Raw genomic sequence first — 19,740 nt, 5'->3', positions numbered from 1 at the left:
TTTAAAGATTCTTAATTAAAATCCTCGGCAGTTACACCTTCATTGATTTTAATTTCAGTAATGTCCATCTCAATAACTTGAGGACCATTTGTAATCTTCATTTTACCTGGCATCATAACACCTTTAATTTCTTTATAATTTGAGTATTCAGTGATAGATGTTATAGACTGTCCTTGAACTTCAGTCACACTTTCAGTTCTGATTAATAAACCAGAATCTGCTGCATAAAATCGTGTTGTTTTTTTACCGTCTTCTGTAGAGATTATTTTGTAGGCGTCTACACCATCTACATCAGTTAAGCTTTCTAATTCGATATTTGAAGCTTCCATATATATCTCAGGAAAAAGTCCTTGTGTCTTTTTTCTAGAAGATACATCATCATCTGACATAGGAATTTTTCGTCCTTGCTGCTCTTGGAAACCTGACTTACCATCAAACTTTTGCTTGTATAATGTACCCATACCTTCTACAGACATTTCCATAGAATACATATTTGGAGCCATCTGTTTTATAACTGCTTTTGGCTTAAAAGGTGCTCCTGCAATAGTAACTTCTGCAACAGATAACGTAGATTTTACCTCTCTTAATTTAGCTTCACCACCAACAGCTTTTACGTAATTTTTAACTACATCAGACGCTGTTAAACCTTCTGGTAATGGCTTAGAAAATACTGGTTTATCTGTGGCTGTTGCATACTTGTCATAGTATTTAATTGGTATACCAACTTTCTCAAGATTATCTAAAACTTCACTTCCTTTACCTACAACAACAATTCTTGAGTTATCTAAACTAAAGTATTTGTTTGCAACACGTTGAACATCTTCAACAGAAACATTATTAATGTTTTCTAAATAGTTTGAATAAAAGTCATCTGGTAAATTATTTCTTCTTTTGTTTAGAGCGTAGTTAGCAATAGTTTGAGGGCGCTCTAAAGCCATCACAAAACGACCAACATATTTTGCCTTTGCATTGTCTAAGGTTTGTGCTTCAACTGGTTCTGTACGGATACGCTTAATTTCTTTTAAAAACTCAACTACAGCACTATCTGTAACAACATTACGTACTTTTGCACTTGCATTAAAACGAGATACACCATAACGACTAGCTCCTAAACTAGAATATGCGCCATATGTATAACCTTTGTCTTCACGAAGGTTTTTAAATAAATAACCTTCACCACCACCACCAAGGATGTTATTTGCCATTAATGCTGCAAAATAATCTTTATCACTTTGCTTTAAGTCTACATTATTAGTTACTGATATGTTTGACTGCGTTGCATTTGGCATATCTACAAAATTGATTTCTGGAGAAGATACATTTGCTGTTAATTCTGGCGCTGGTAACTCTTTTAAATTTACTTTTTCCCACTTGCCAAAATATTTTTTCATTTGCTTTTTGGCGTCTTTTACAGAAATATCTCCAACAACAACAATGTAAGCATTGTTTGGTGCAAATCTAATTTTGTAAAAATCTAAAACATCTTGGAATGTTACGTTATTTACAGTTTCTTCAGTAGTAAACTCTCCATAAACATGATTTTTACCATAAGCTAAAGCACCTACAACACGACCTGCAACAGCATCCGAACTTTTGGCATTCGATTTTAAATTTTCGATTAATTTATCCTTTTCCTTTTTAAACTCTTCTTCGGTTAGTAAAGGATTGATTGTTGCATCTGCCATTAACTCTACAATACGGTCAGAATATTTAACTAACCCACTACCAAAACCTCCACTAGATCCAAAAGAAATATTGGCTCCTAAGAAGTCTACTTCTTCATTAAAATCATCCTTAGAAATATTAGTTGTTCCATTTCCTAACATTGCAGAAAGTAAGCTTGCAACACCTGCTTTATCACCTTCAGCATAAGGCTTATTGTCTATACTTAATTGGTAAGATACTCTTGGTAGCTTGTTATTTTCGACTACCATTACGGTAATCCCATTCTTTAGTTTAAACTCTTGCGGGTCTTCTAAATTAATTACTGGTTCTGGTCCAGCTTCTGGCATTTGAGACCTGTCTAATTGTGCGTTTACTCCAAATGACAATAGAGCCATACCTATAAACGCAGCTAATTTTAGTTTTAATGTCTTCATCTTATTTGTCATCTTTTTTAGGTAAATACTGAATTTCTACGCGTTGATTTGGGCTTAAATACTTAGCCGCTACATCTCTAATTTCTTCTCTAGTTATAGACTTGTATAAATCTAATTGTGTATTTATTAAATTAACATCTCCATATAACATATAATATGTTGCTAATGAACTTGCAATACCTGCAACACTAGAATTAGAGCTTACAAACTGATTCTCGAATTGATTTTGTAGTTTTTGATAATCACGCTCAGAAATTAATTCGGTTTGCATTTTTTTGATTTCCTCATCCATTTCAGAAAGTAATGTATCTAATGGAACATCTCCTTGAGGTAAAGCAAAAAGAGCAAAAATATTATGGTCTACCTGTCCAAGATTTACCGCTTGTACTTGTAATGCTTGTTTTTGTTGATCGACAATTTTTTTATACAATACAGAACTTTTTCCACCGCTTAAATATGTAGAAATCATATCTAATACAAAAGCATCTCTGGTTGCTTGTCCTGGTAATCTGTACGCTGCAATGATAGCAGGAATCTGGATATTAGCATCATAAGCTTTAACCTTTTTTGTTTCTGTTATAGGTGTTTCTTTAGGAAAATTTCTAACCACTTCTGGTCTAGCTTTTACTTCACTAAAGTATTCCTTAACCATCTCTTTAGTTTTGGCAGTATCAATATCTCCTGCTACAATTAACACAGCATTATTAGGGCCATAATATTTATCGAAATAAGCATTGAACTGATCCAGAGTAGCAGCATCTAAATCCTTCATATAGCCAATATTCGGGTCTTTATAAGGATGTACCTCAAATAAATTTAGACCTATCTCTTCTAATATTTTGCCATAAGGTCTATCATAACTTTGACGTTTTTCTTCTTTTACAACTTCATTCTGTGTATCAACACCAACTTGGTCTATTACAGGATGTAACATACGCTCTGATTCTAGCCATAATCCTAATTCTAATTTGTTAGAAGGGAATATTTCGTAGTAGTAAGTTCTATCTTGGGAGGTATTAGCATTAAAGGTTCCACCATTGGCTGGTATAATTTTCATAAACTCCCCACGTTCAATATTCTCTGAGCCTTCAAATAAAAGGTGTTCAAAAAAATGTGCAAAACCAGTACGATTCTTTTCACGGTCTTTTCCTCCAACATCATACATTACAGATGTAATGACAACAGGTGCTGTATTATCTTGATGTAAGATAACATGCAGTCCGTTATCTAAATCAAATTCTTCAAACTCTACCTTTTGGGCCGTAGAAGAGTATCCTACAAACATCAAAAGCGCTAGACTTAATAAGCTTTTTTTCATTTTTAGTGTTTTTTAATAAAAGTTTCAAGTGTTTGTCTTGCCAAACAACTATTTGTTACAGCAAGTCTTACAAAAATAGTGAACAAATACACTTTTCAATCTAAATAAAATGTGAAATAATCTTATTAGTGAATATGACGTACTTATCATCGTTATTATTTAAGTATTTAAAAGCTTGTCAAATCATTTAAAACGTTTGTGAATTAGGAATTTAAGCGTATATTTGCATCCGCTTTCTGAGAAGAAGGCTATTTTGATATAAAAACAAATTAATAAAAACGTTACGCTATGTACGCAATTGTAGAGATAGCAGGGCATCAATTCAAAGTTGAAAAAGACCAAAAAGTTTTTGTTAACCGTTTGCAAACAGAAGAAGGTAAGAAAGTAAATTTCGATAACGTTCTTTTAATTGGTGATGGTGACAATACAACTATAGGCGCCCCAGCTATAGACGGAGCACAAGTAAGTGCAAAAGTCTTAAAGCACCTTAAAGGTGACAAGGTTATTGTTTTCAAAAAGAAAAGACGTAAAGGTTACCGTGTTAAAAATGGACACAGACAATCTTTAACAGAAATCGTAATCGAAAGCATTAAAGCTTCTGGAGCTAAAAAAGCTGCTCCAAAAAAAGAAACTAAGAAGGCTGAACCTAAAAAAGTAGAAGCAAAAGCTGCTGCTCCTAAAGCTGAGAAAGCTGCTCCTAAGAAGGCTGCTGCAAAACCAGCTGCTAAGAAAGCAACAGGTAAAGCTGATGATTTAAAGAAAATTGAAGGTATTGGACCAAAAATCGCATCTACTTTAGTAGAAGCAGGTATCGCTACTTTTGCTGATTTAGCTAAAACTAAGCCAGCCGCAATTTCCGAAATTATCGCTGGAGTTCGTGGTAACCATGTTACTGATACTTGGCCAAAGCAAGCTAAATTAGCTGCAGATGGTAATTGGGACGAGCTTAAAAAATGGCAAGACGAATTAGATGGTGGTAAAGCTTAATTGCAATCACTTAAGTATAACAATATAAAACCTTAAGACAATGGCTCATAAAAAAGGAGTTGGTAGTTCTAAAAACGGTAGAGAATCAGAATCGAAACGCTTAGGTGTTAAGATTTTTGGTGGACAAGCTGCTATCGCTGGAAACATCATTTTAAGACAACGTGGTAATACACATCACCCAGGTGAAAATGTATATCAAGGAAAAGACCATACTTTGCATGCAAAGGTTGATGGTTTAGTGAAATTTACAAAGAAAAAAGACAACAGATCTTATGTTTCTATTGAGCCTTTTGAAGCTTAGTAGACCTTTCTTTTAAGAATTAAAAAACCCTTTCTAAATTAGAAAGGGTTTTTTGTTTTTGTAATTCTGAATGGGATGAAGAATCTTTAAGTTTTGAAAAGAGATTCTTCACTTTGCTCTGAATGACATTTATACTCTGCTATTGCTATTAAACAATCTCCATCTTCTTCAAGAGAAAGCTAGCGTTCATGTTCTGGCAAACACCTTGCTTAAGTTTATAATCAAAGTAGAGCTCGTCGTTTACAATTTGCGCATCAAAGAAGTAATTTTTAACCGCATCTAATTGGCTTTCAATTTCTGTGAGACTCAAATCATGTGTAGCGATAATACCTGTAGCATTAAGCTTTACTAATTTTTCTACAAATTTCCTTGAGCCAATAGCTTTGTCTGTACTGTTTGTACCTTTTAAAATTTCGTCAAGGATGATAAAGTAATTATTATCTTTTTCAATGGTATCTACAACAAATTTTAGGCGTGTTAACTCACTAAAAAAGTAACTGCTATCGTCAGTTAATGAGTCTGTAGTACGCATACTTGTTATAAGTTTAATCGGTTTATACTTGCTTTGTTTTGCACAAACGGGTAATCCAACATTAGCCATAACTATATGCAAAGCTACAGTTCTTAAAAACGTACTTTTTCCTGCCATATTTGCCCCAGTTATTATGAAAAACTCCTCTTCTTTTAGCTCTAAATCACTATTAATACGTTTTTCTTCGGCTAATAAAGGATGTCCCAGTTCAGAGGCTAAAATCGTATGTGATTCTGAGGAGATTTTAGGATAGCAGAATTGTTGGTGATTAAACGCATAACTTCCCAAGCTATTATATGCATCAAAAAACGTCACGACTTCAAACCAATCTTCAACTTTATCAGCGTAGGTTTTTATCCAGTTTTCAATATAGTAAGTTTGTCTAATGTCTGATAGAAAATAACCATTTCCAAAAATTGCAGAAATCAAATTATTCCTATTGTCTAAAGTATCTATGCGTTTTGATAACTTTGCAAAAATTGCTGAAGCCTTCTGACCTTCTAATTGAATTTTACACTGTTGTTCTTGTAATAGTTGCGAAGAAAATTCTTTTATTTCAATCTGCTTAAGAAGCAAAGCATATTGTCTAAAAGTATCTTTTGCTTTTGATGAGTGTTGTGATAATTCATTTATTTTTTTGAGGAATTTTACTGTGATTCCTAAGCCCAAAATAAGCCAATACCCTAAAAATCCTACCGGAATAATTTCGGCAATTGCAAGACCAGCTATCACTAATGACAGCAAACTAAATGCTAACGTTATATAAAACCATGTTTTGCTTAAAAATGGTTTGTAGTCCTTTAACCATTTTATTATGGACTTTGCAGAATATTCTGCTTCAACACCTTGGGCTATGGCTCTATAATTTTGATACCACTTTGGATTTTTCCCCAACTCCTTTATAGCTTCTTGACGTTTAGGTATATCTTTAATTTGGTTAGCTAAAAGGCTTTGAGCAAACTTTCGGGTACCTTCTTTTATCGTAGTCCTATTTGTAAACTGAAAAAAAGAGCCTACACCAAATAAATCAATATCTAAACTGTAAAAATGCTTGGGGTTCTGAAATTCTGAACCATCACTTCTTTCATGGAAATTTCCTGAAGCAATCGCAATTTCTTCTTCGTTTATTTTTATTAAACGTTTAAAACGCTGCCTTTCGAGTTTTAAATCGGTATACTTTGAGAGTAGGAATAAAAAAATAATAACTCCTATAATTCCAATAGCAACTGCAAGTTGCCATTGCTTGAAAGTAAAGTAAATCCCGATACTAGTTAAGACAAAAACAGAAAGCCTTAGAACACTATAAAGACTTAAAGTTTTAAATAAGGCTTTAGATTTATTGTTGTGACTTTCTAGTTGACTTTTGTAAAATTCTGAAGGATTCTGCATCGTTATTTCTATTGCCGAAATATACTAAAAACAAAATCTTTGAAACTTAATATTAACGTGCAATTATAATCCTTTAGCATCTAAATCTCTAAATACTGAAATAATTATCGAAACTGCATTTTTATAAAACTTAGGTGTTATGTCTTTGAAGTCATCAGAAGGTTTATGGTAAGCTGCATGGTCTTCATTTCCAAAATACAAAAATGGGATTTTTGCACGATGAAAAGGACCATGGTCAGAAGAAAAAGTCCAATCTTGTTTACCATCTGTCCCATCATGACCAACTAATAACTTTGTATCTGTTGGGTTTTTAAATTCTTCAATTATAGCTTTTAAGCCTTTATTGTATCGACTTCCAACTACGTACAATTCGTTTTTAGCACTTCGGCTAATCATATCCATATTTATGTTAGCTACAATATTAGATTCTTTCATTTTTTCAACAAAATATTTTGCACCTCTGAGTCCTAATTCTTCTGCATCAAAAGCAGCTAATATTATAGAATGTCTTGGTGGATTCTTTTTTAAATACTCAGCAAATGCAAATAATGCCGAAACTCCTGAAGCGTCATCATCAGCTCCATTGAATATTTTGTCACCAGACTTTCCTAAATGGTCATGGTGTGCACTAATGACAATATATTTATCAGGAAATTCTGTACCTTTTACTATTCCTAAAACGTTTTTTGCACTAAAGCTTCCTACTCTTGAATCGAAGGAAAAGGCGTGCTCATAGCTTCCATTAAAGGCGTCCACTCCTAAATCTTTAAACTCTTTTATAATAAAAGCTCTTCCTAAATCATTCCCTTTTTCTCCTGTTCTTCTTCCTTCAAATTTATCTGAGCTTAAAACCTCCAATCTATCTAAAAGCTTGTCTTCATTAAATTTATTATCCTGAGCATATCCTATTTGAAGAACTAATAAGATACAGATGATAGATTTTACTATATATTTCATGATTGATGTTGATTTAGCATTAAAATAAATAAAAAATCCTAAGATAAAATTTATCTTAGGATAATTAATATTATTTGAGATTCTTCGCTTTCGCTCTGAATGACATTAACCTTTAAAACTTGCTGAAAGGTATTCACGATTCATACGTGCAATATTTTCTAGCGAAATGCCTTTAGGACATTCTACCTCACAAGCTCCTGTATTTGTACAGTTACCAAAACCTTCTTCATCCATTTGCTTAACCATATTTAAAACACGGTCTGTTGCTTCAACTTGGCCTTGTGGTAATAATGCAAACTGAGACACTTTTGCCGATACAAATAGCATCGCCGATGAGTTTTTACAACTTGCTACACAAGCACCACAACCAATACATGTTGCTGCATCAAAAGCTTTATCTGCATTTTCTTTCTCAATAGGAATAGCATTTGCATCCTGAGTATTACCCGAAGTATTTACTGAAATAAATCCTCCAGCATGTTGTATACGATCAAATGCACTTCTGTCTACAATCAAATCTTTGATTACAGGAAATGCAGTTGCTCTCCATGGCTCTATAAAAATTGTATCACCATCACTAAAACTACGCATGTGTAATTGACAAACTGTTACCATCGAATCTGGTCCATGTGCTTGTCCATTGACATACATCGAGCAAGAACCACAAATACCTTCGCGACAGTCATGATCAAAAGCTACTGGCTCTTCTCCTTTTTCAATAAGGTCTTGATTTAAGACATCCAACATTTCTAAGAAAGACATGTCAGGAGACACATCGCTCATTGGATAGTCTACAATTTTTCCTTTGTCATTTGCGCCTTTTTGACGCCATATTTTTAACGTTAAATTCATAGCACTCTCTTTTTTTTATTGTTCAATTTGTTTTAGAAAAGATTCAGGTTGTGAAATGTCTAAACCTGCTTTTTCAAAATCAATATCTAAACCACCTGTTTTCTTTAAAATAAAATTTAATAATGAACTTGATATTAGCGTAATTATAAATACAAGAACTCCATAAAATATAGGCACAAGTATTATAAAAACACCACTACCTAACAATGCTCCAAAAACACCTGCACCACTTCCGTATTCAGAAGAAGCTGCACCAAGACCTATTGCAGAAAACAATAACATCATTGGTACAAAAACAATTAGCATTATTAGTACCGTAAGTATAGATGCTATTAAAGCATACTTAACTGGATCAATTCTTTTTAGTTTCAATTTTAGAATATTATTATTCATCACTATCGGTGTTTTTAAAATTCATATTTGGCAAAAGCTTTTTGATTTTGTTTGCTTGACGGCTCTTCACTCTTTCATAAGCTTCCATAGCCTTAGCTATATTCTCTACTTTCTCTTCAGTTTTCCTACTATCGACTATGTTAGCACTGATATGCTTTTTTAAGACTTTATTAACTCTCTTTACGTGTCTTTTATTATCTGGTGAATATGGTTCAACACCAACAGCAGCGATAAACATCCCTAACTTAGCTCTTAAATCTATAACGTAGGTTTTGTTTGCTTCTAGATTTGCTTCAACAAAATCTCTATTTTCAGAAGCTGCCCAAAAAAGATGTTCTCCTGGCTCACACTCGTATTTGAAATAAGCTCTTGAAGGTAATGCTCCTAAAAACAAGTCTTTATCATATACTCTAAAATTCATAGCTCCGCCTAAATCATTACTTCGAGTGATATAGACTAAAACTTTGCCTTCTGATGGTTTATCTAAAACCTGAGAAAAGCTATTTAGGGTACTAAATATTAGTATTATGGAAATTATAAGCCTCATTGATTACTTGTAACTTCTTTCTTTTACTTCGATGTTTTCGTACACTAAATCCTCTTTATGTAATACTGCATCTTTTGGTTCTCCTTTATATTCCCAAGCAGAAACAAACTGAAACTCTTTACGTCGCGTCGCTTCACCTTCGGCAGTTTGATATTCTTCTCTAAAATGTCCTCCAGCAGATTCTTCTCTTACCAATGCGTCTTTTGCAAATAATTCTCCTAACTCTAGGAAATCTGCAACACGACCTGCTTTTGCTAACTCTTCGTTATACTCGTTAGCTTCACCAGGAACTCTTACCTCTTTCCAGAATTCTGCTCTTAACTCAGCAATTTCATCAATTGCTTCTTTAAGGTCCTTTTCATTTCTGGCCATTCCGCATTTATTCCACATAATTTTTCCTAAACGCTTATGGAAATGGTCTACAGATTTTGAACCATTGTTATTAATGAGTTTGTCAATAGTTTCATTAACATTCTTCTCAGCCTCTTCAAACTCTTTTGTGTCTGTTGGGATTGGTCCTGTTCTAATATCATCCGCTAAATAGTCACCAATTGTATATGGTAATACAAAATAACCATCAGCTAAACCTTGCATCAATGCAGATGCTCCAAGTCTGTTAGCACCATGATCAGAGAAATTTGCCTCACCAATTGCATACAATCCAGGAACTGTAGTCATTAAGTTATAATCTACCCAAATTCCACCCATTGTATAGTGAACCGCTGGATAAATCATCATTGGTGTTTCGTATGGATTTTGATCAACGATTTTTTCATACATCTGGAATAAATTTCCATACTTATTCTTTACAATCTCTTGACCTAATTTTTTTACTAAAGCATCGTCATTTTCATCTAATCCTTTAACGTGAGCTTGTTCTTTTCCGTAACGCATAAAAGCGGACGCGAAATCTAAGTAAACTGCTTCGCCTGTCTGGTTAACACCGTAACCTTCATCACAACGCTCTTTTGCAGCTCTTGATGCTACATCACGAGGCACTAAGTTACCGAATGCTGGATAACGTCGCTCTAAGTAGTAATCTCTATCTTCTTCAGCTAAGTCAGTAGGCTTTAAACTCCCGTTTCGAATAGCTTCGACATCTTTTTTATGTTTTGGCACCCAAATACGTCCATCATTTCTTAAAGACTCTGACATCAATGTTAATTTAGATTGATGATCTCCAGAAACAGGAATACATGTTGGGTGGATTTGTGTGTAACATGGGTTTGCAAAATAAGCACCACGTTTGTGTACTTTCCATGCAGCTGTTACATTAGAACCCATAGCATAAGTTGAAAGGTAGAATGCATTTCCATAACCTCCAGTACCAACAACTACAGCATGACCAGAATGTCTTTCAATCTCACCAGTAACTAGGTTACGAGCAATAATACCTCTTGCTTTTCCATCGACAATCACAACGTCTAACATTTCGTGACGTGAGTACATTTTTATTTTACCACGACCAATCTGACGATTCATAGCAGAATAAGCACCTAATAATAATTGCTGTCCTGTTTGTCCTTTGGCATAGAACGTACGTGATACTAACACACCACCAAATGAACGGTTATCTAATAATCCACCATAATCTCTTGCAAAAGGCACACCTTGAGCAACACATTGGTCAATGATATTTGTAGACACTTCAGCTAAACGGTGAACGTTTGCTTCACGCGAACGGTAATCACCACCCTTTACAGTATCATAAAATAATCTGTATGTCGAGTCGCCATCACCTTGGTAATTCTTAGCCGCATTAATTCCACCTTGTGCTGCAATAGAGTGCGCACGTCTTGGAGAATCTTGAAAGCAAAATGCTTTTACATTATAGCCTAACTCTGCTAAAGTTGCTGCGGCAGAACCCCCAGCTAAACCAGTACCCACAACAATGACATCAATTAGACGCTTGTTTGCTGGGTTTACTAAGTTGATTTTATTTTTATGATTAGTCCACTTATCTGCAAGTGGACCTTGAGGTATTTTTGAATCTAAAGCCATATTATATGTTTTTAGTGTCCTGTTAAATGATGAAATAATGCAATGAAAATAAATCCTAAAGGAATACCAATAGAATATACTTTTGCAAAACCTTTGAGTCCTTTAGTGTACTTGTTATTTGCTCCAATAGATTGAAATGCTGAGTTAAATCCGTGTAATAAATGTAGACTAAGCAATACAAATGAAACTATGTAAGCACCAACACGAAGTGGACTGTGAAACTTTTCGACCAACTCATGGAAATATCTAAACTCACCATTGTGCATACCACTCATATCGCCAACGATATATTTGGTATTAATTTCTGGAATCCAAAAATCAATAAAGTGAAGCACCATAAATGCTAATACAACGGCACCAGTCAGCAACATATTACGACTCATCCAAGTCGAGTTTGCACTACCCTTATTTTTGGCATAACTTACTTTACGTGCTTTGTTGTTTTTGATTTCTAAAACAAAACCCATCACAAAGTGAAAAATAACACCAAAAATTAATATAGGTTGTAAAATAAACTGTACTGCCCAAAACGTACCCATAAAGTGTGATGCTGTATTAAAAGCATCTGCACTAAATACAGATAAGATGTTGATAGCAAAATGTTGAAGTAAAAAAACCATTAGGAAGAGTGCCGAAAGCGCCATGGCAAACTTTCTTCCAATCGAAGAATTTAAAATTCCGCTCATTGTCGAATAAATCTTTTTGTTAGTCTAACAAAGATACGGTGCAATTGGCGTATTGACAACTGTGCCAATACCTAATTGCTTATTTAGAATCGTTTTACTTAAAAGTCAAAACGTGGATTTACAATTGTATTGTAAATAGACCCAAACGAATAGTTAAATCCAACGCTAACAAAATAATTAAATCCAGATTGTAATTGTTGTTGCTGTAGTAATAATTCTTCGACCGTTAAGTCGCCACCTGGAATATTAACTTGATTTCTTGTAATAGAATAACTACCGCTTACATTAAAATTAAAGCCCTTAAATAAGCGGACATTGGTACTTAGAAAGAAGTTTGTTGCGTTTAAAGTTGGGTCATTTAAAAACTGATTAAAAGACACTTCTGCATTAACAGTTCCCCATTCTTGATTAATACGACCTCCAAGCTGTAGCCCATGTTCCCAAAGAAATTCTTCCGTTTCATTAAAAACGGTACGCTCGATATATTCATTATAACGAATCCCATTTCGGTAAGAAATCGTTAATTGCTTTTTAGCAGAATCTACATAATCAAAAAAGCTATATTCTAAAGCAGGTCTAAAAGTTGCAAATAAATCAAAATTACTAAAAGTTGAAGTCCCTAAACTTCCGAAAAAACCGTAAGACCAATGATCATTAATACTTAAAACATCATTAATATTTAGACGTTTATTATTATTAAAAACTTTAAAGTCTTCCTCTTCGTCTTGGTCATTCACAAAAGTAAAAGTTGATCTATTTTCTCCATAACGCAAAAAGAGTGAAAATTTATTTTTCTCTGTGACACGTCTTGCAGAAGCATTCACATTAAAGTTACTTCTACTATTTAACTCCTGACCATTAAAAAAGCCATTGGCTCCGACACGAAATAACCAATAATTCCAAGGATCTTCTTCCTCTACCTCTTCTTCTTCATTTTCTGGAGTTGGCACATTTACTGCAACTTCCGAAGTAGTTCCTTTTGCAATCCAAAAACGCACTAGACCAAGCTTTAAATATTCTAAAACACGCTTTCTGACCTCGTCATTTGTCATATTTGCATCTGTAGAAAAAGTTAGTTTATAATTAATGGCTTCTAACTCATTCTTACCAATAAAATCCATTTCATAACTTTGACCACCAGCACCGTTTCTTTGAGTCACTACAAAAATATGAACGTCACTTAAATCTTGATCTCTCACAAATTGAACGTTTCCTAAATTTTGCCGTTGAAACTCGTCATCACAACGGTCACAATCCAAAAAAATCTTGACTTGTTCAGTTTGTTCTTCTTGTGAAAATACAGTAATAGAAAGGCATAAAAATGCCAGTAGTAAAAAGCGGTTTAACATAACGATTGATGATTGATGATTGATGATTGATGATTGATGATTGATGATTAGTTTAGTGAACTAAAAGCTCTTTTTATACTTAACGCGAAAAAGACGTTTTAGTATTAACAGCTCGTTTACAGGTCCAAACTACAACTTAATACCTCAAATAATGTGAAAAAAATGCAAAAGAAATGTCAATTATTTAATTTCTAGTTTTGTTATTGCACCATCTATTTCAACAGTATACTCTCCTTTTGGTAAATAATATTTTCCGTTACTCGCTTGGTTAATATCTAAGCTTGTATTTTCTTTCATTAAGGCTTTTCTACCTTTATTTGTTAATTCTAAATTATAGTCTACGTAATTAAAACCTTTGTCGACAATAACTTTCATACTGTTTAACTCTGCACCTTTTTCCGATAAGATTTTGATGGCTTTTTCTCCTGAAGCATTACTAAAAAACTGAATCGTCGTTTCTGGTTCGTAAGCATCTAACCATTGACTCCAAGAACTTCCCCATCGGCTAGAATAGCGCATAGGATTCATATCAAACAGCGTAATAGCTTTTGAATTCATATCGGCATTCATCTTTTGTAAAGGCGCAATACTGGCTTTATAAATGCTTCTTCCGTGCGTTCCTAATAACACATCTTTTGCGTCTGATTGAAGAACAATATCATGCACTGCAACATTAGGAACACCGTTTGAAAACACGTCCCAAGTTTCACCTTGATTGAATGACACATAGGCACCATTATCTGTTCCTATATATAAAATATTTTCGTTCTCTGAATCCTCACGAATAACATTTACTGGCGACGCTGGAATGTTACCACTAATATTTTCCCACGTCTGCCCATAGTTATCACTCATATATACATAAACACTAAAATCATCCCAACGATACCCATTTAGTGTGACATATACGCGTTCTTTTTTGTGCTCTGATGCTACAACGCGACTCACCCATAAATCCTTTGGTAATGAACTTGAAATATTTGTCCAACTACCACCAGCGTTTTTAGTCACGTGTACTAAACCATCATCACTTCCGGTATAGATTAATCCAAACTGAAATGGACTTTCACTGATTGAAGCCAATGTACCATAAGCCACGTTTCCTTTTTTACCACCATTGGTTAAGTCGTCACTAATAGCTTCCCAATCATTACCTTGATTCATAGAGCGCATTAATTTATTTCCGCCTAAATACAGGATATCTTGATTGTGCGGTGACAATAAAATTGGCGTTTGCCAATTAAAACGATATGGGTTTTCACCTAAAGTATGCTTTGGCTGAATGTATCTACGATCGCCTGTTTCTAAATTTAATCGATAATAATTTCCAAACTGAAACCCTGTGTAAACGATATCCGAATTGCGATTATCTATCTGAATCTGCATACCATCACCACCCATAATAGACTTCCATGGGTATTGGCCTTGCTGGTGCCATGCTTTATTTTCGCGAGCATTATTAGCGCCTTTCCAAACACCGTTGTCTTGCAGTCCGCCGTAAACATTGTATGGCTTTTCGTTATCGACATTAATCGCGTAAAACTGACCTACTGAAGGCGAATTGTTTTTAATCCAATTCTCGCCATCATCATAAGTAATATTAACACCACCATCATTTCCATTGACCAAGTGGTTTGGGTTTTTTGGATTTATCCAAAGCGCGTGGTGATCGGCATGTACGTTTTCGGCACTAATAGAGGTAAACGTTTTTCCACCATCTTTAGATTTTACGATTGGCACACCATAAATATAAATAGCATCTGCATTTACTGGAGATACGTGGATATGTCCAAAATAATAACCGTAACTAAAATAGATACCATCCAAATAATCGTCATGCGTTTTTTTCCAAGTTTTTCCGCCATCTGTACTTTTATAAACTTCGGCACCAACTACTGGTGTATCAAACAACATCGAATTGGCATCTTCTAAATATTTTGCCAAATCAATAGGCTTAACATTTCCGCTACGTACCATTTGTTTTACATTTTCGGCACGGTATTTTTCTTGAAAACCGTTTGTCTTTAAAAAAGCATTTAGTTTTTTATCCTCAAGGGCTAAAAAATCTCCATTAGACATTGATTTAAAATCATCTTTAGTCAATCCGCGTCGGTCAGATTTTTTCTTCTCGTCTGGTCTTCTAAACTGGCTATCATGAACAGCATAAATAGTATTATCATCAAATACAGCTACACCAATACGACCAACACCTTCACCTGTCGGAAAACCACTAGATTTGGTCGATACTCTCGTCCAAGTATCACCAGCATCAGTACTTTTATATATGGCAGAATTATTTCCATTTCCTGTAAAGTTCCATGCTTTACGGTCTTTTGTCCAAGATGTTGCAAACATAACATCATAGTTTTTTGGGCTGTGTTGTAAATCAATGATACCACTCATGTCATCAACAAAAAGAGTTTGTTTCCATGTTTTACCACCATCGGTAGTTTTGTAAATTCCACGTTCATTGTTTGCAGAATATAAGTGTCCAGTAACACCAACAGTAACCACGTCAGGATTCTCTGGGTGAATTAATATAGGTGCAAAATGATGGGCATCCATCAGGCCAACATTCGTCCAGTTTTTTCCGTTATCTGTAGACTTTAAAATTCCAATACCAGCGTAAGACGAACGCGACGCATTATTCTCTCCGGTACCAACATAAATAGTTCTGGTTGGCCAATGCACAGCAATATCTCCGACATTTTGTGTATCAGAACTGTCTAAAATAGGCTCGAATGTTGTTCCGTTATTCGTTGTGTACCAAACACCACCAGATGCATAACCGACATAAAATTCTGAAGGCATATCAGGATTAACATCAACATCGACCACACGACCACTCATTATCGTTGGTCCAATATTTTTGAAAGGCACATTTTTTACTAGTGAGCTTTCAGTTAATTGTCGTTTTTGTATTAAAGCATTCTTAACTGTTTCTGCAGAAGTCGCTGGTTGTTGTGCTATTGCAAACACTGAACTTAGACTTAAGATAAAGCCTAATAATTTGGAATAATTCATGGTTAGTTGGTTTTAGGAATTCAAGTTAAAAATAAACACATAATTCGCCCAGATATAAACTAAAGTTTAACAAAAGTTACGCGACGTATGCTATTATTTAATCACCGATTTACACATTCTAAACTATTAATAATATAATTTTTTAACATTTATTTAATCATTTTAATTACATTTATGTTAATTAACTAATAAAATATTATAAAAATGGAAGAGTATTTACCTTTAATTATTCAACTAGTCAGTGGAGCTGTCGGTGGAAATGTTGTCGGAAAACTTGCTAAAAATTTAGACTTAGGCACATTGTGGAATTCTGTCGCAGGTATTCTTGGTGGTGGACTTGGCGGAAAAGTCCTGGGAATGCTTGGGCTTGGCGGCGCTGCAGCTGCTGAAGCTTCAACAGGCATGGACGTCACTAGCATTTTAGGTAGCGTTGCTGGCGGTGGTGTCGGTGGTGGAATCTTAATGGCTATTGTTGGAGTTGTCAAAAAAGCCATGGCTAAATAAATAGGTAGCAACATAAAAATGAAAAGAGTCTATTTTTAGGCTCTTTTTTTATGCTTTATAAATTGATTGTTTATTTTTGAAACTCACAACTTATTTTCGATTATGAAATACGATTTAATTGACCGCAACCTCTTTATAAAAAACCGTAAAAACTTTGCTTCAGCAATGCAGCCAAACAGTTTAGCAGTATTTAACTCAAACGATATTTATCCGGTAAGTGCAGATAGCACATTACCATTTGCACAGCATCGCGATATCTTTTATTTAAGTGGTGTTGACCAGGAAGAAAGTATTCTGGTTATTTTCCCAGATTGTCCAAATCCAAAAAATCGTGAAATTCTATTTTTAAAAGAAACCAACGCACATATTGCAGTTTGGGAAGGTGAAAAACTAACCAAAGCAAAAGCTTTTGAAACTTCTGGTATCAAGACGGTATATTGGCTTCAGGATATGGAAAAAGTCATGTTTGAGCTTATGACACAATGCGAGACTGTATATATCAACACCAACGAACATTACCGTGCTAGTGTGGTTACAGAAACGCGCGAAGACCGTTTTACAAAATGGCTCAAAGACAAATATCCTGCACATGCAGTTGCCAAAAGCAATCCTATTTTGCAACGTTTACGTTCTGTAAAAGACCAGATAGAATTAGACCTCATGCAACACGCCTGTAATATTACAGAAAAAGGCGTGCGTCGCGTTTTGGACTTTGTAAAGCCTGGTGTTTGGGAATACAATATCGAAGCCGAGTTTATGCACGAGTTTTTAAATAACCGTTCTAAAGGTTTTGCATACACACCGATTATTGCTTCAGGTAACAATGCCAACGTACTGCATTATATCGAAAACAATCAGCAATGCAACGCTGGTGATTTAATCCTTATGGATGTTGGCGCAGAGTATGCCAATTATTCTAGTGATTTAACGCGTACAATTCCTGTTTCAGGAAAATTTACTGACCGCCAAAAAGCCGTCTATAATGCTGTAAATCGTGTTAAAAATGACGCTACAAAATTATTAGTTCCAGGCACACTTTGGGCGGAATACCATGTCGAAGTTGGTAAACTGATGACGTCAGAGTTATTAGGTTTAGGATTACTAGACAAAGCCGATGTGCAAAACGAAAACCCAGATTGGCCAGCCTACAAAAAATACTTTATGCATGGCACAAGCCACCATATTGGTTTAGATACCCACGATTATGGATTGTTACACGAACCAATGCAAGCCAACCAAGTCTTTACGGTAGAACCTGGTATTTATATCCCAGACGAAGGTTTTGGCATCCGACTAGAAGACGATGTAGTTGTACAAGAAACAGGAGCACCTTTTAATTTGATGCAAAATATCCCAATCGAAGCAGAAGAGATTGAAGAGATTATGAACAGCTAATGGCTAACAAAAACAAATCTTGGACCGAAGCCTTACTCGAAATTTTTAGAGTCATTCTTGAGGCTTTTGGCACTTCGACAGGCTCAGCAACCAAAACAAGGACATGGCACCAACATGTTGTGCCTTACGAAGATGGTTGGGCTGTCCGTCGCGAAGGTAATAAACGTATTAGCTCTAAACATCGTAAGCAATCTACTGCAATCCGAAAAGCCAAAACCATTGCCAAACGCAAAAAAGCAGCGGTGATTATCCATCGCGAAAGTGGTGGCATTCGCGAACGGATTGATTATAGTGACTAAAAAATAATAGCTGTTTCTAGGTTTTTACTAACTTTTGGTCATGAAACAGCTCATTCTTATTATAATAGCGGCAAGCTTTTTTAGTTGCCAAGAACGGTGGAAATCCATACCAACCGATACCGTAAAAATTGACACTTTGCAAGGGCAATCCTTGTTAAAAACACCTTTGCTAAGCTCGCAGTTGCAAGCTAAAGATTCTGCCAAAGTCAGCAAATACCTTAAAGCATTAGATACCTACAATAGCAATCCTATAAACGCCGATTTTATAGTTTGGCTTGGGCGACGCACCGCATATTTGGGCGATTACAAAAAGGCTATTGCCATTTTTGAAGAAGGTATCTCAAAATTCCCTGACGATGCTCGTTTTTATAGACATATTGGTCATCGCTACATTACAGTTAGAGCGTTTGATAAAGCCATTTCACATCTCGAAACCGCAGCAAAAATTATACAAGACACAGAAGATGTTATAGAACCAGATGGGATACCTAACCGTCTTAACCAACCCGTATCTAGTTTACATACCAACATTTATTACCACTTGGGTTTGGCGTATTATCTCAAAGCCAATTGGTCAAAAGCACAATCCAATTTTCAAAAATGTTTGGATGCGTCTACCAATGACGATATGCGTGTGGCGTCTCTGCATTGGCTGTATATGATTTTACAGCGTCTAGACCAACCCCAAGATGCAAAAACACTTATTATGTCCGTTGATGCCGATGCCATGACCATTATAGAAAATGAAGCCTACCACATGCTGTTGTTATACTATAAAGGCGAGCTTAATGATAACGATTTGGACGCCAACAATTCTGGTGGTGCAAAAGAAGCTGTCCATTACGGTATTGCACATTGGCACCAGTACAATGACCAGTTAGAAACAGCTGTAGCCATGTACCAATACTTAGTTGCTAATGGCAATTGGTCTGGCTTTGGTTACATTGCCGCAGAGGCAGAACTCTTACGCATGCAAACGCTTTAAAATTAATTTGGCGCTGTAAGAATTTTTATATAGTTTTAACATAGCTATTTAATTACCAATTGCTTACCGATTAATTCGTTGTTTACGCACGATAGTAAATACCCAATATTGGGTATGTTTTG

General features: G+C 35.1%; 17 protein-coding genes. 6 read left to right on the top strand and 11 right to left on the bottom strand.

Annotation, left to right across the window (positions count from 1 at the left end; genetic code table 11):
• Positions 1-11 precede the first annotated feature (11 nt).
• Both BTO05_RS09465 and BTO05_RS09460 read right to left on the bottom strand, forming a co-directional pair.
• Positions 12-2,099 (bottom strand): M16 family metallopeptidase, encoded by a 2,088-nt coding sequence (locus BTO05_RS09465; protein WP_087493326.1) that lies wholly within the window; start codon positions 2,097-2,099, stop codon positions 12-14.
• 1 nt (position 2,100) lies between these two features.
• Entirely contained in the window at positions 2,101-3,417 is a 1,317-nt protein-coding gene (locus BTO05_RS09460; protein WP_087492433.1) for a M16 family metallopeptidase, read from the bottom strand.
• A 288-nt stretch (positions 3,418-3,705) separates the two neighbouring features.
• On the opposite strand from BTO05_RS09460, the gene rplU reads away from it, so the two are divergent.
• Together rplU and rpmA are read left to right on the top strand one after the other, a co-directional pair.
• Positions 3,706-4,404, top strand: coding sequence for a 50S ribosomal protein L21 (gene rplU, locus BTO05_RS09455; protein WP_087492432.1), 699 nt, complete (start codon positions 3,706-3,708; stop codon positions 4,402-4,404).
• 40 nt (positions 4,405-4,444) lie between these two features.
• Positions 4,445-4,705, top strand: coding sequence for a 50S ribosomal protein L27 (gene rpmA / locus BTO05_RS09450; protein ID WP_087492431.1), 261 nt, complete (start codon positions 4,445-4,447; stop codon positions 4,703-4,705).
• A gap of 148 nt (positions 4,706-4,853) precedes the next feature.
• Here the strand turns inward: rpmA and BTO05_RS09445 are convergent, their stop codons facing one another.
• From BTO05_RS09445 to BTO05_RS09405, 9 genes are all read right to left on the bottom strand, one after another.
• On the bottom strand, positions 4,854-6,626 hold the full coding sequence (locus BTO05_RS09445) for a MutS-related protein (RefSeq protein WP_087492430.1): 1,773 nt from the start codon (positions 6,624-6,626) through the stop codon (positions 4,854-4,856).
• Between the two features lie 63 nt (positions 6,627-6,689).
• Positions 6,690-7,583: a M28 family peptidase gene (locus BTO05_RS09440; protein WP_087492429.1), complete on the bottom strand. Its 894-nt coding sequence runs from the start codon at positions 7,581-7,583 to the stop codon at positions 6,690-6,692.
• Positions 7,584-7,688: 105 nt separating this feature from the next.
• Positions 7,689-8,435 carry a succinate dehydrogenase/fumarate reductase iron-sulfur subunit gene (locus tag BTO05_RS09435; protein ID WP_087492428.1) on the bottom strand — a complete coding sequence of 249 codons (747 nt, stop codon included), beginning with the start codon at positions 8,433-8,435 and terminating at the stop codon, positions 7,689-7,691.
• 15 nt (positions 8,436-8,450) lie between these two features.
• A complete protein-coding gene (locus tag BTO05_RS09430) occupies positions 8,451-8,828 on the bottom strand; it encodes a hypothetical protein (RefSeq protein ID WP_087492427.1) in 378 nt (125 codons plus the stop codon).
• Positions 8,821-9,375 (bottom strand): hypothetical protein, encoded by a 555-nt coding sequence (locus tag BTO05_RS09425; protein WP_087492426.1) that lies wholly within the window; start codon positions 9,373-9,375, stop codon positions 8,821-8,823. Before BTO05_RS09425 ends, BTO05_RS09430 begins: the two co-directional genes overlap by 8 nt.
• Positions 9,376-9,378: 3 nt before the next feature.
• The gene (locus tag BTO05_RS09420; protein ID WP_087492425.1) at positions 9,379-11,376 is read right to left on the bottom strand and encodes a fumarate reductase/succinate dehydrogenase flavoprotein subunit; all 1,998 of its coding nucleotides are present in this window, start codon (positions 11,374-11,376) and stop codon (positions 9,379-9,381) included.
• Positions 11,377-11,387: 11 nt separating this feature from the next.
• Positions 11,388-12,062 carry a succinate dehydrogenase cytochrome b subunit gene (locus BTO05_RS09415; RefSeq protein WP_087492424.1) on the bottom strand — a complete coding sequence of 225 codons (675 nt, stop codon included), beginning with the start codon at positions 12,060-12,062 and terminating at the stop codon, positions 11,388-11,390.
• Between the two features lie 98 nt (positions 12,063-12,160).
• Positions 12,161-13,411: a hypothetical protein gene (locus BTO05_RS09410; protein ID WP_157662563.1), complete on the bottom strand. Its 1,251-nt coding sequence runs from the start codon at positions 13,409-13,411 to the stop codon at positions 12,161-12,163.
• 180 nt (positions 13,412-13,591) lie between these two features.
• On the bottom strand, positions 13,592-16,435 hold the full coding sequence (locus tag BTO05_RS09405; RefSeq protein ID WP_087492422.1) for a VPS10 domain-containing protein: 2,844 nt from the start codon (positions 16,433-16,435) through the stop codon (positions 13,592-13,594).
• 204 nt (positions 16,436-16,639) lie between these two features.
• On the opposite strand from BTO05_RS09405, the gene BTO05_RS09400 reads away from it, so the two are divergent.
• The 4 genes from BTO05_RS09400 (at position 16,640) to BTO05_RS09385 (ending at position 19,618) form a co-directional block, all read left to right on the top strand.
• Positions 16,640-16,939: a hypothetical protein gene (locus BTO05_RS09400; RefSeq protein ID WP_087492421.1), complete on the top strand. Its 300-nt coding sequence runs from the start codon at positions 16,640-16,642 to the stop codon at positions 16,937-16,939.
• Between the two features lie 102 nt (positions 16,940-17,041).
• Positions 17,042-18,334, top strand: a complete 1,293-nt coding sequence (locus tag BTO05_RS09395; RefSeq protein ID WP_087492420.1) for an aminopeptidase P family protein — start codon at positions 17,042-17,044, stop codon at positions 18,332-18,334.
• The gene (locus BTO05_RS09390; RefSeq protein WP_087492419.1) at positions 18,334-18,633 is read left to right on the top strand and encodes a DUF2188 domain-containing protein; all 300 of its coding nucleotides are present in this window, start codon (positions 18,334-18,336) and stop codon (positions 18,631-18,633) included. The genes BTO05_RS09395 and BTO05_RS09390 overlap by 1 nt, the downstream gene beginning before the upstream one ends.
• Before the next feature lie 40 nt (positions 18,634-18,673).
• A complete protein-coding gene (locus BTO05_RS09385; RefSeq protein ID WP_087492418.1) occupies positions 18,674-19,618 on the top strand; it encodes a tetratricopeptide repeat protein in 945 nt (314 codons plus the stop codon).
• Positions 19,619-19,740: the final 122 nt, after the last annotated feature.

The organism is Winogradskyella sp. PC-19, from assembly GCF_002163855.1.
GTDB lineage: Bacteria > Bacteroidota > Bacteroidia > Flavobacteriales > Flavobacteriaceae > Winogradskyella.
The sequence above is the reverse complement of the archived record's forward strand: the minus strand, read 5'-3'. Positions and strand labels throughout refer to the sequence as shown.

Excerpts from the sequence above, each read along its gene's own strand:
- BTO05_RS09415 (WP_087492424.1), bottom strand. The coding sequence starts at position 12,062 with ATGAGCGGAATTTTAAATTCTTCGATTGGAAGAAAGTTTGCCATGGCG.
- BTO05_RS09425 (WP_087492426.1), bottom strand. The coding sequence starts at position 9,375 with ATGAGGCTTATAATTTCCATAATACTAATATTTAGTACCCTAAATAGC.
- BTO05_RS09400 (WP_087492421.1), top strand. The coding sequence starts at position 16,640 with ATGGAAGAGTATTTACCTTTAATTATTCAACTAGTCAGTGGAGCTGTC.
- BTO05_RS09395 (WP_087492420.1), top strand. The coding sequence starts at position 17,042 with ATGAAATACGATTTAATTGACCGCAACCTCTTTATAAAAAACCGTAAA.
- rplU (WP_087492432.1), top strand. The coding sequence starts at position 3,706 with ATGTACGCAATTGTAGAGATAGCAGGGCATCAATTCAAAGTTGAAAAA.
- BTO05_RS09405 (WP_087492422.1), bottom strand. The coding sequence starts at position 16,435 with ATGAATTATTCCAAATTATTAGGCTTTATCTTAAGTCTAAGTTCAGTG.
- BTO05_RS09445 (WP_087492430.1), bottom strand. The coding sequence starts at position 6,626 with ATGCAGAATCCTTCAGAATTTTACAAAAGTCAACTAGAAAGTCACAAC.
- BTO05_RS09420 (WP_087492425.1), bottom strand. The coding sequence starts at position 11,376 with ATGGCTTTAGATTCAAAAATACCTCAAGGTCCACTTGCAGATAAGTGG.
- BTO05_RS09435 (WP_087492428.1), bottom strand. The coding sequence starts at position 8,435 with ATGAATTTAACGTTAAAAATATGGCGTCAAAAAGGCGCAAATGACAAA.
- BTO05_RS09385 (WP_087492418.1), top strand. The coding sequence starts at position 18,674 with ATGAAACAGCTCATTCTTATTATAATAGCGGCAAGCTTTTTTAGTTGC.
- BTO05_RS09465 (WP_087493326.1), bottom strand. The coding sequence starts at position 2,099 with ATGAAGACATTAAAACTAAAATTAGCTGCGTTTATAGGTATGGCTCTA.
- BTO05_RS09460 (WP_087492433.1), bottom strand. The coding sequence starts at position 3,417 with ATGAAAAAAAGCTTATTAAGTCTAGCGCTTTTGATGTTTGTAGGATAC.
- BTO05_RS09440 (WP_087492429.1), bottom strand. The coding sequence starts at position 7,583 with ATGAAATATATAGTAAAATCTATCATCTGTATCTTATTAGTTCTTCAA.
- BTO05_RS09410 (WP_157662563.1), bottom strand. The coding sequence starts at position 13,411 with ATGTTAAACCGCTTTTTACTACTGGCATTTTTATGCCTTTCTATTACT.
- BTO05_RS09390 (WP_087492419.1), top strand. The coding sequence starts at position 18,334 with ATGGCTAACAAAAACAAATCTTGGACCGAAGCCTTACTCGAAATTTTT.
- rpmA (WP_087492431.1), top strand. The coding sequence starts at position 4,445 with ATGGCTCATAAAAAAGGAGTTGGTAGTTCTAAAAACGGTAGAGAATCA.
- BTO05_RS09430 (WP_087492427.1), bottom strand. The coding sequence starts at position 8,828 with ATGAATAATAATATTCTAAAATTGAAACTAAAAAGAATTGATCCAGTT.